The sequence below is a fragment of the Enterobacter sp. CFEC122 genome, assembly GCF_052983755.1.
In genome coordinates, this window is sequence record NZ_JBRIQR010000031.1 from 22,129 (window position 1) to 33,369 (window position 11,241).

Annotated in this window: 12 protein-coding genes; all 12 read right to left on the minus strand. The window is 54.7% G+C overall.

Annotated elements, in window-relative coordinates; genetic code table 11:
- Window positions 1–36: 36 nt before the first annotated feature.
- Entirely contained in the window at window positions 37–990 is a 954-nt protein-coding gene (locus ACVCAM_RS19140) for a YbeF family transcriptional regulator (RefSeq protein ID WP_021242582.1), read from the minus strand.
- 291 nt (window positions 991–1,281) lie between these two features.
- Window positions 1,282–1,923 carry a lipoyl(octanoyl) transferase LipB gene (gene lipB / locus ACVCAM_RS19145; protein ID WP_008501034.1) on the minus strand — a complete coding sequence of 214 codons (642 nt, stop codon included), beginning with the start codon at window positions 1,921–1,923 and terminating at the stop codon, window positions 1,282–1,284.
- A gap of 94 nt (window positions 1,924–2,017) precedes the next feature.
- Window positions 2,018–2,281 (minus strand): DUF493 family protein YbeD, encoded by a 264-nt coding sequence (gene ybeD / locus ACVCAM_RS19150; RefSeq protein ID WP_003858718.1) that lies wholly within the window; start codon window positions 2,279–2,281, stop codon window positions 2,018–2,020.
- A 106-nt stretch (window positions 2,282–2,387) separates the two neighbouring features.
- Entirely contained in the window at window positions 2,388–3,599 is a 1,212-nt protein-coding gene (gene dacA, locus ACVCAM_RS19155) for a D-alanyl-D-alanine carboxypeptidase DacA (RefSeq protein ID WP_008501035.1), read from the minus strand.
- Between the two features lie 139 nt (window positions 3,600–3,738).
- Window positions 3,739–4,851, minus strand: coding sequence for an endolytic peptidoglycan transglycosylase RlpA (gene rlpA, locus ACVCAM_RS19160; RefSeq protein WP_021242581.1), 1,113 nt, complete (start codon window positions 4,849–4,851; stop codon window positions 3,739–3,741).
- A gap of 16 nt (window positions 4,852–4,867) precedes the next feature.
- Window positions 4,868–5,980: a peptidoglycan glycosyltransferase MrdB gene (gene mrdB, locus ACVCAM_RS19165; protein ID WP_008501037.1), complete on the minus strand. Its 1,113-nt coding sequence runs from the start codon at window positions 5,978–5,980 to the stop codon at window positions 4,868–4,870.
- 2 nt (window positions 5,981–5,982) lie between these two features.
- The gene (gene mrdA / locus ACVCAM_RS19170; RefSeq protein WP_023293034.1) at window positions 5,983–7,884 is read right to left on the minus strand and encodes a peptidoglycan DD-transpeptidase MrdA; all 1,902 of its coding nucleotides are present in this window, start codon (window positions 7,882–7,884) and stop codon (window positions 5,983–5,985) included.
- A gap of 28 nt (window positions 7,885–7,912) precedes the next feature.
- Window positions 7,913–8,380: a 23S rRNA (pseudouridine(1915)-N(3))-methyltransferase RlmH gene (gene rlmH / locus ACVCAM_RS19175; RefSeq protein ID WP_003858701.1), complete on the minus strand. Its 468-nt coding sequence runs from the start codon at window positions 8,378–8,380 to the stop codon at window positions 7,913–7,915.
- A gap of 3 nt (window positions 8,381–8,383) precedes the next feature.
- A complete protein-coding gene (rsfS, locus tag ACVCAM_RS19180) occupies window positions 8,384–8,701 on the minus strand; it encodes a ribosome silencing factor (protein ID WP_003858696.1) in 318 nt (105 codons plus the stop codon).
- Between the two features lie 269 nt (window positions 8,702–8,970).
- Window positions 8,971–9,636, minus strand: a complete 666-nt coding sequence (gene nadD, locus ACVCAM_RS19185) for a nicotinate-nucleotide adenylyltransferase (protein ID WP_025912714.1) — start codon at window positions 9,634–9,636, stop codon at window positions 8,971–8,973.
- A complete protein-coding gene (holA, locus tag ACVCAM_RS19190; protein ID WP_126349109.1) occupies window positions 9,629–10,660 on the minus strand; it encodes a DNA polymerase III subunit delta in 1,032 nt (343 codons plus the stop codon). Before holA ends, nadD begins: the two co-directional genes overlap by 8 nt.
- Window positions 10,660–11,229, minus strand: coding sequence for an LPS assembly lipoprotein LptE (lptE, locus tag ACVCAM_RS19195; RefSeq protein WP_008501042.1), 570 nt, complete (start codon window positions 11,227–11,229; stop codon window positions 10,660–10,662). Before lptE ends, holA begins: the two co-directional genes overlap by 1 nt.
- Window positions 11,230–11,241: the final 12 nt, after the last annotated feature.

Genomic DNA, 11,241 nt, shown 5'->3' on the forward strand with positions numbered 1-11,241 from the left:
CCTGCCTGTCGCAGGGGCTTATGCTGGCTCAACCTGTCAGAAGGCCTGACGGATAATGCGGATGACGTTTTCCAGAACCGGATCGCGCAAGCTCAGCTTGTTGTAATGCAGTGAAATTTCAATAGATTCCGCATTAAGCTGGCTGAGGGGGATACTGTCCAGCGGCCAGCATTTCCGGAGCAGGCTGTACAGGCGCGATGGCATGATGCACAGCATATCGCTGCTGCCTATCAGGGATGCGGTGGTGAACATATTGTAACTGCTGAAGCTGATCTGACGTTCCGGGAAAATTTCATCAATACGCTGACGAAGGCCATGGTTGGACTGCCCTTCGGTCATGAAAGACGAGTGGTCGTAGTTGCGCAGGTTTTCGATGGTCAGCGGCTCGCTGAGGGCAGGATGCTGCTGACGGCAAACCAGCACCAGGTTATCCGCATAGAGCACATTTTGCCCCAGCGCTCTGGCACTGAAGCTGCCGCTTTCAATAATCAGGTCCGTCTGGAACTGGGCAAGCTGAACGTCAGGCTCATGGAGAGGCACATTGCGAAGCAGGAGCTGCGGAGCATGCTCTTTTACGGCCTGGAAGATCGCTGGCATCACCAGCACACCCACCGAAGGGGAACAGCCGATGGTGATGGTTCTCTGCTTATCGTAGCTCCCGGTTAAATCCAGTGCGCCCAGAATCGACTCCAGCCCTTGGCTGATGTACTCATGGAGATGCGTGGCGTAGGCCGTCGGCGTTACCCCCTGGCCCTTACGGATAAATAACGGGTCAGGAAATATAGCGCGTAGCTTTTGGATTGACTGGCTTATTGCTGATGGCGTGAGATTAAGAATTTTCGCAGCGTTAACGATACCCTTATGGACATATACTGCCTCAAAAATAGTCAGTAAATTGAGATCAATATTACGTAAAGTCCGAAAAATTTGCGGCTTGTCTTCGCCACCAGGTTCATTCAGTCGTTTGGCTGGTAAATTATTATACTCCACGCTTTCACTCCGTATACATTCACAATATGAATGATAGTTGAATTTATTTATTATGCTTGTAGAGATTCGTAAAGTGTTGGTTTTGTTTCATTTCTTTATCAAAAGCAAACACTTGTGTGATAATTGCTCACGTTACTTATGCCGTGTTTGCCGTGCATGCTGGAGGCTAAATAATATGTAGCGGTAATATTCGGGCGCTTCGAAAATATAGAATCTATGGATTATTGTAAAGTGCAAAAACGGTAAATAGACAGTGGCCCGTCAAATTAGCGAGCCCTGTTGTACGATATATTAAGCAGGAATATATTCGTGCGGGGGGTTGTTAAGTAGTGCTAACACGTTCTTCAACAGCACGGGACGAATCGTGTCTGGCGTAGCGGTTTCTACCCACTGGCGCATTTGCGTCATTTCCATGCCGGCGTAGCCGCAGGGGTTTATGCGCTGGAAAGGCGCGAGATCCATATTAATATTCAAGGCCAGGCCATGGAATGAGCAGCCTTTACGAATACGCAACCCCAGAGAACAGATCTTCATTTCCCCAACGTAGACCCCAGGCGCATCGGCTCGCGGATGCGCGTCAATCCCGTATTCCGCCAGCGTATTGACGACTGTCTGTTCCAGTAAGGTAACCAGTTCACGCACGCCGAGCTTTCTGCGCTTCAGATTGAGCAGGACGTACATCACCTGCTGCCCGGGACCATGGTACGTGACCTGACCGCCGCGATCGCTCTGGATAACCGGAATATCGCCCGTCATTAATAAATGTTCTGCTTTTCCCGCCTGACCCTGCGTAAAGACTGGCAGGTGTTCGACCAGCCAGATCTCATCGGGGGTAGTGTCATCGCGTGAATCGGTGAAGTCATGCATAGCCTGGGAGACAGGCTCGTAAGGTTGCAGCCCGAGGTGACGGACCAGAATTTTATCCTGATACAAAACTGCGTCTCCGAAGACGAGGGACAAAAGGTATGCGGGAGTATATCACAGCGGGGAGAGGGGTTACCCGGCAAACCGGGTAACCGCAAAGGGACTACAGCACCATACGAACGATTTCGATATTGCCGAGCTCTTCGTACAGCGTCTCAACCTGCTCAATGTGTGTCGCAGTGATGGTAATAGAAACCGAGTGGTAGTTGCCCTTGCTGCTTGGTTTTACTGACGGAGAGTAGTCACCCGGCGCATGGCGCTGTACCACTTCAACCACCTGATCAACCAGCTCAGGTTTCGCCAGACCCATTACTTTGTAGGTAAATGGGGTAGGGAATTCAAGCAGTTCGTTAAGTTTGGTTTTCATGTCAGCTCCGGCGTAACGTCAAAAAATAATAACTCCCACGTCAGGTGGGAGTTATCAGGATACTTAGTATATGGGGATCAAAATCACACTTTCAAGTGTTCGATTTTTAACCAAACCAGTGGTGGAACATCAATTTAATATAATCAATGATTTTGCCGAAGAAATTGCCTTCAGGAATTTCTTGCAGGACCACCAGCGGGCGCTGATCGATCGTTTTACCATCCAGCTGGAAGTTGATTGTGCCCACGACCTGATTTTTCTGCAGCGGGGCGTGCAGCTCGGTGCTGTTCAGGACGTAGCTGGCTTTCAGATCCTTCATACGACCACGCGGAATGGTCAGGTAGAGGTCTTTATCAACGCCGAGAGAAGCACGGTCGTTGTCGCCGAACCAGACGGGTTCAGACGCAAACTCTTTGCCTGCTTTCAGTGGATTCACGGTTTCGAAGAAACGGAAGCCCCAGGTCAGCAGCTTCTTGCTTTCTGTTTCACGGCCTTTAAAGGTGCGGCCACCCATCACGGCAGAGATCAGACGCATCTGGCCTTCAGTGGCGGAGGCGACCAGGTTGTAGCCCGCTTTGTCGGTATGGCCCGTTTTGATGCCGTCAACGTTCAGGCTGTTATCCCACAGCAGGCCGTTACGGTTGGTCTGACGAATACCGTTGAAGGTGAACTCTTTCTCTTTATAGATAGAGTACTCATTAGGAACATCGCGGATCAGCGCCTGACCAATCAACGCCATGTCACGTGCCGAGCTGTACTGACCGTCTGCGTCCAGGCCGTGTACGGTCTGGAAATGGCTGTTTTTCAGACCCAGCGCGTTCACGTAGCTGTTCATCAGGCCTACGAAGGCATCCTGGCTACCGGCGGCGAAATCGGCCATCGCTACGCAGGCATCGTTACCCGACTGCAGGTTGATACCGCGAATCAGCTGGGAAACAGGAACCTGCATACCCGGTTTCAGGAACATCAGAGAGGAACCCTTAAAGACCGGGTTCCCGGTTGCCCACGCATCGTTACCGATGGTGACCAGATCCGTTTCTTTGAATTTACCTGCCTTCATCGCCTGGCCGATAACGTAGCTGGTCATCATTTTGGTCAGGCTGGCCGGGTCACGGCGGGCATCGGCATTCTGTTCTGCCAGCACTTTGCCAGAGTTGTAATCGATCAGGATGTAGGATTCCGCGTCGATTTGCGGAACGCCAGGGATCATGGTCTTGATATTCAGGTCATCGGCGTGAGCTGCAGAGAGCGCAGCCGCGCAAAGGGCCGTGGTCAGCGCCATGCGCTGCACAAAACGAGCAGAAAAAGTGGTCTTCATGGTCAGAACTACGACATCCGTGATGGAATTAAAAAAAGTGCCTTACTATAGCAAATGCTATTCAGGCAGGCATCCGACTTTAAGCATGAGTTTGTGAATGTGTTTTACACAAACTGACAATTCGGATACCGCCGGTTAATTATTTCGCAACAGCGATAAATGACTGAAGCTGAGCTTCATTCTGCAGACGCTGCTGCAGGGAAGCTGCCTGCGATTTGCTGCCAAACGGGCCCATCTGAATGCGCCAGACCGCACCGTTCTGCTCAACGCGTCCTGGTACGCCAAACTGCTGGCTCAGACGCTGCTGATACTGTTTAGCCCGGGCCTGATCGCTCACAGCACCGACCTGAACCACATAGCTGCCGCTGGCCGCTGTTGGAGCCGCCACCGCAGCACTTTGCGTGGCCGCGGGCGCCGTTACGGGAGCCGACTGGGTCGCTGGTGCAGCAACGGGAGCGGGGGCTGGGGTAGGCTCACTGCCTTCCAGCACGCCCGAGGCTAAGGTCGTCGGTGCGCCAAGAAAGCCGCTACTCTTTACCGGTGCGCCCGTTGAATCGTCGCTTTGCAGCGTGTCGTTGCTGATTGGGCGTATTTCTCCCCCCGGCTGAGCAGGCTCGGCCGGAGAAGAGACGCTGCCCATTCCGCCGTCAAGATTGGGGCGGTCGGGCAGGGCATAGGTCTGTTTCGCCACCGTCGTACACGCGGTACCTGGACCGGACAGCGAACCATCCTGCGCCACAATAATCGGGTCAATACGGACTTTGGTGTTGTTCGAGGTATTCAGGCGATCGGCAGACGCGCGCGACAGGGAGATCACCCGGTCATTTCCGTACGGGCCGCGGTCGTTGATACGCACGACGATCATGCGGCCGTTTGCCAGGTTGGTGATACGAGCATAGCTCGGGATCGGCAGCGTCGGATGTGCCGCCGTCAGCTGCATGGGGTCGAACGTCTCTCCGGAGGCCGTCAGGTTACTGCCAGGCTCGGCATCATAAATGGCGGCAAAGCCCGCCTGGCTGAAACGGGAAGGATCCTGAACAATTTTATAGCTTTTGCCGTCGCGCTCGTAATCCTGATTGGCACTGGCATTCAGCGGTTCATAAACGGGATCGGCACCGCTGATTTCTACGATCGGGCCATTACACACCGCAGGCTGCGGCGGCGCGACGGTTGCCTGTTGCTGACCATCATCACTAGTACAGGCCGCAAGTAAACTTGCCGCAATGCAGATCCCCAGCCACTGCTTACGCATTCCGATCCCCTTATTTTTATACGCTTTTTGACAACATTTTTCTGTGGGTATGGATCGACATCACGATACCAAACCCGGCCATCAACACGATCAGTGCCGAGCCTCCGTAACTCACCAGCGGCAGCGGTACGCCTACCACCGGCAGAATACCACTCACCATACCAATATTTACGAAGACATAAACGAATAAAATCAGCATCAACCCGCCAGCCATGACGCGACCAAAGGTCGTTTGCGCGCGTGCTGCAATCCACAATCCCCGCATGATCAGCAGAACGTATAGGGCCAGGAGTATTAAGATGCCCACCAGCCCCAGCTCTTCCGCCAGAACGGCAAAGATAAAGTCGGTGTGGCGTTCCGGTAAAAATTCCAGCTGCGACTGCGTGCCGTGCAGCCAGCCTTTACCGCGCAGGCCGCCGGAGCCAATCGCAATCTTGGACTGAATAATATGATAGCCCGCGCCCAGCGGATCGGTTTCCGGATCGAGCAGCATCATGACGCGCTGGCGCTGGTAATCGTGCATCAGGAAGAACCAGAGAATAGGGATGAACGCCGCAATCAGCACTACCGCGATACCAATCAGGCGCCAGCTCAGGCCCGACAGGAACAGGACAAACAGGCCAGAGAGGGCGATGAGGATAGAGGTACCCAGGTCAGGCTGTGCCGCAACCAGCAGCGTTGGCAGGAAAATCAGCACCAGCGCGATGGCGGTATTCTTCAGCGACGGCGGACAGACGTCGCGGTTGATAAAGCGTGCCACCATTAAGGGCACGGCGATTTTGGCAATTTCCGAAGGCTGAAAGCGGACAATGCCCAAATCCAGCCAACGTTGCGCCCCTTTTGAAATGGCCCCAAAGGCATCTACCGCAACCAGCAAAATAATACAGAAGATGTAGAGGTAGGGCGCCCAGCCTTCGTAGACGCGCGGCGGGATCTGCGCCATCACCACCATAATGATCAGGCCCATGGCGATCTGGCCGATTTTGCGCTCCATCATCCCGATGTCCTGGCCGCTGGCGCTCCAGATAACCAGCGCACTGTAAACCAGCAGGGCCAGCAGGATCAGCAGCATGGCTGGGTCGATGTGGATTTTGTCCCACAGCGATTTTTTATTTGGATTATCCGTCATGATTATTGGTCCTCCGCCGCAGCGGCGGCCGGGTTTTCAGCCGGCAGTTCGGTGTTGTTATCACCCAGCATAATGTGGTCAAGGATCTGGCGCATGATGGTCCCTACTGCAGGCCCGGCACCGCCGTTCTCCAGAATCATCGCCACCGCGACCTGCGGGTTGTCATAAGGGGCAAACGCCGTCATCAGCTTGTGGTCACGCAGACGTTCGGCAATGCGGTGCGCGTTATAGGTTTCGTTGGCTTTCAGACCAAAGACCTGCGCAGTACCGGACTTCGCCGCCACTTTGTACGGCGTACCGGCGAAATACTTGTGGGCGGTACCGTTGGGGCGGTTTGCCACGCCGTACATACCGTCTTTCGCGATCTCCCAGAAGCCGGAATGAATGTCACCCACCGGCGCTTCGTGCGGCTGGTTCCACGGCACTTTTTTGCCGTCTTCAACCGTACTCTGCAGCAGGTGAGGCACTTTCACCACGCCGTCATTGATGAGGATCATCATGGCTTTGTTCATCTGAAGCGGCGTTGCCGTCCAGTAACCCTGACCGATACCCACCGGAATGGTGTCGCCCTGATACCACGGTTTTTTAAAGCGCTTCAGCTTCCATTCGCGCGTCGGCATGTTGCCGGAGCGTTCTTCCGCCAGGTCAACGCCGGTGTAGTGTCCGTAGCCGAATTTGCTCATCCATTCTGACAGGCGGTCGATCCCCATGTCATACGCCACCTGATAGAAGAAGGTATCCGCAGACTCCTCCAGCGATTTGGTGACGTTCAGATGACCGTGGCCCCATTTTTTCCAGTCGCGATAGCGCTTTTCTGAACCGGGCAGCTGCCACCAGCCCGGGTCAAACAGGCTGGTATTGCGGTTGATGACGCCAGCACTCAGTGCAGAGACCGCCACGTACGGTTTAACCGTGGATGCCGGCGGGTAAACCCCTTGCGTCGCGCGGTTCACCAGCGGCGTGTTGGGGTCATTCAGCAGACCGGAGTAGTCTTTACTGGAAATGCCGTCAACAAACAGGTTCGGGTCATAACTTGGCATAGACACCATCGCCAGGATGCCGCCGGTGCGGGGATCGGTGACCACAACGGCTGCGCGGCTGCCTGCCAGCAGGGTTTCAATATACTGCTGTAGCTTAAGGTCGAGGGTCAGATAGACGTCATGCCCCGCCTGAGGCGGCACTTCTTTAAGCTGGCGAATCACGCGGCCACGGTTGTTAACCTCAACCTCTTCATAGCCGGTTTGCCCGTGCAGGACATCTTCGTAGTAGCGTTCAATACCGAGCTTACCGATGTCGTGCGTTGCGGCGTAGTTCGCCAGCTTGCCGTCTTTATCGAGGCGGTCGACGTCTTTGTCGTTAATCTTGGAGACGTAGCCAATCACATGCGTCAGCGCGGAGCCGTAGGGGTAGTAGCGACGCTTGTAGCCCTTTACTTCCACGCCGGGGAAACGGTACTGGTTTACCGCAAAGCGGGCCACCTGGACTTCCGTCAGGTTGGTTTTAACCGGTATGGAGGTGAAACGGTGAGAGCGGGCGCGCTCTTTTTTGAAGGCGGCGATATCGTCGTCGTTAAGGTCAACAACGCTTTTCAGCGCTTCCAGCGTATCCTGAACGTTATCGACTTTTTCCGGCATCATCTCGATTTGATAGATGGTGCGGTTTAACGCCAGCGGGGTGCCGTTGCGATCGTAAATAATGCCGCGGCTGGGTGCGATAGGCACCAGCTTGATACGGTTTTCGTTGGAACGCGTCTGGTAGTCGGTAAAACGGACAATTTGCAGATTATAAAGGTTGGCGATCAGCACGCCGGTAAGCAGCAAAATCCCGGTGAAGGCGACCAGCGCCCGGCGCACAAACAGCGCGGACTCAGCCGTATAGTCGCGAAAAGAATTCTGTAGTTTCATCCGCTGCTTAATCTACCCTGGTCAGTCATTACTCGCGGTGATAGGGGTGGTTGGTAGTAATGCTCCACGCGCGATACAGGCTTTCTGCCACCAGTACCCTAACGAGCGGGTGGGGAAGCGTCAGCGCGGAGAGGGACCAACTTTGTTCTGCTGCCGCTTTGCAGGCAGGGGATAACCCTTCGGGTCCGCCAATCAACAGACTGACGTCTCGGCCATCCTGCTTCCAGCGCTCCAGTTCGTGCGCCAGCTGCGGCGTATCCCAGGGTTTTCCTGGAATATCGAGGGTGACGATGCGGTTTTTGCCAGCGGCAGCCAGCATCAGTTCGCCCTCTTTATCGAGAATACGTTTGATATCGGCGTTCTTGCCGCGCTTACCGGCGGGGATTTCCACCAGTTCGAACGGCATGTCTTTTGGAAAACGACGCAGATATTCAGTAAAACCGGTTTGTACCCAGTCCGGCATTTTGGTGCCGACGGCGACCAGCTGCAACTTCACGCATTAACCCCAGAGTTTTTCCAGCTCATACAGGCGACGGCTCTCTTCCTGCATGACGTGGACAATCACATCGCCGAGATCGACAACCACCCAGTCAGCCGTCGCTTCACCTTCAACGCCGAGCGGCAACAGCCCTGCAGCACGTGATTCCTGTACCACGTGATCGGCAATTGAAACAACATGACGTGTGGACGTACCGGTGCAGATGATCATGCAGTCGGTAATACTGGATTTACCTTTAACGTCGATAGCGATGATGTCCTGACCTTTCAGGTCATCAATTTTGTCAATAACAAAATCCTGGAGTGCTTTACCCTGCAAGTTTTCCCCCTGGGGTGAATGAGATTGTAAAACGTTGAATTCGTAGCCAGACAGTATACCTGAACTCATGCCTGTATCGGGACAAAAGTCTCCGGCCGGGCTTTTGAAGGCAGGTATCATCCCACCCTCTGCCTGAGATTGCATCGCCATTTTTGTAAAACAATTTCTGTAAAGCAATCATCGGCGGGAAAGTCTGGCAGCGGAGAATAACAGTATGGCTTACCCTGTCAAGGCAGGATAAACAATAAGCCGCTTTTTATGCCCTCCGGCTATTCATCTGCGCTTTTCTGATACAAACCATGCGTATGGATATAGGCCAGCACCGGTGCGGGGAGCAGATCGTCACACGCTAAACCCTGCTGTAAGCGCTCGCGAATGAGGGTTGCAGAGATATCGAACCACGGCGTTTCCGCCAGATAAATCTTCCCGGCAGGCTGATTGTGGAGATCTTCAACATTGGCGGTGAGATGATCTTCCAGCCACTGCTGGTACTGCGCTTCGCGCATGGTCAGCGGATAGCCAGGACGGCGGCAGACGAGCAGGTGGCTGTTCTCCAGGATGGTTTCATATTTATGCCATGTGGGGAAGTTCAGCAGGGAATCCTGTCCGATGATAAAAGCCAGCGGCTGGTCTGGACCTTGTTCTGCGCGCCACTCCTGAAGCGTCTGCGAGGTCCAGGAGGGCGTATCGCGACGCAGCTCACGCTCGTCAAGCCGGAAGAGCGGCTTATCTGCGATGGCAAGGGCAAGCATCTCTTTTCGCTGCTCGCTGGTCGCCTCAGGCTGTGGACGATGGGGCGGGACATTATTCGGCATGATGGTGACGCGCTGAAGGCCGATCAGATTCGCCAGAATTTCAACCGGCTTCAGATGCCCGTAGTGTACCGGGTCGAAGGTGCCGCCATACAGGGCCTGTAAAGAGTGCATACTATCCATCAATAAAAACGTCTGCCAGCGCCTTGTGGCAGAGCAGCAGGGAAAGGCTTTCCAGCTCTGCCCAGACCGACTGGCCGTAATCTTGTTTTAACGTGAGTTCGGCGCGCATCAGAAGCTGTACCGCCTGGCGAAGCTGTTCATGACTCAGACGGTTGATGGCCTCGGAAGTCAAAGCCCGGCGATTTTGCCACACCCGGTGTTTATCAAACAGCGAACGCAAAGGCGTATGGGCAGACTGACGCTTGAGCGTAATCAGCAGCAGCAGTTCGCGCTGCAGCGTACGCAGCAGAATGACCGGTTCACTCCCTTCGAGGCGCAGCTGCTGCAGAATATGCAGGGCGCGTTTACTTTTTGCCGACAGCAGCGCGTCCACCCAGTGGAACGGCGTGAAGTGCGCCGCGTCGTTAACGGCCTGCTCGACGCGCGGCAAGGTCAGCTTGCCATCCGGCCAGAGCAGGGAGAGTCTGTCAAGCGCCTGCGCCAGGGCCAGCAGGTTACCTTCATAGCAGTAGCAGAGCAGCTGGTTCGCCGCATCATCCAGCTGAAGGTTGTGCTGCTTCGCTCTCGCGGCGACCCATTTAGGCAGATGCGCCTGCTCAGGCGTCTGACAGGTGACCAGCACCGCGTGGGGCGTGAGTTGGGTAAACCAGGCCGCGTTTTCCTGCGCTTTGGTCAGCTTGTTGCCACGCACAATCAGGATCAGATCGCTGTGTAAGAGGCTGACCAGCGTAGCAAGCTGCTCGTTCATCGCCGCGTTAGGCCCGTTTTCCGGCAGCAGGATCTGAATCGTCTGGCGCGATGCGAACAGGCTCATCGCCTGACAGAGCGAGAAGAGGGCGTTCCAGTCGGTATTGTTATCCAGCTGGACGGTGTGGTGTTCATCAAAGCCCTGCTCGGCGGCGGCATGCCGCACGGCATCCAGGCTTTCCTGAAGTAATAACGGATCGTTTCCAAGAAGCAGATACGCCGCGCGCAGCCCTTCATTGAGCTGCGCGCGGAGTTGTTCAGGATACAGCCTGATCATCATTTACCCAGAGAGTTAGCTGCAGGAAGCGTGCCATCAACCGGTTTATCAACAATGTCAGATCCTTGTTTGGTTGACGCTGCAATACTTGGCAGTTTACGGATCAGCTGTTCCGCCGCCTTGTCATACATTTCGTTGATGATAATCTGCTGTTCGGCATCTTTTGCCAGCGCCGTCTGCGGGTTATCGAAGAACGAACGGTACACTTTCGTGCTGATCGGATAGATATCTTTACCCGGGATCAGGACTGCCGCGTTGACCGTCAACACCATTTGATACTCTGCGGTACGGCCATCCTGGAAGATAGACGCAGTGTCTCTCGACAGACCACTTCCTGTCACACGCAGAGACGGTACATCCTGACGCAGCGTCTGTTTCTCAACAAGCTCAACGCCGTTCAGACGCAGCTGATTGCGAATTGCCCGGCTGAGTGGACCGTTCGGATCTCCGGAATCAAAGATCATGGTTTTCATCTGAGCAGGCACCGCCGTGGTATTGCGCAGGTGCCAGCCGCAGCCAGCGGTGACAAGCACCGCCAGAGATAAGAGTATTGTTGCCAGTTGTCGCACGTTTCCTCCCGC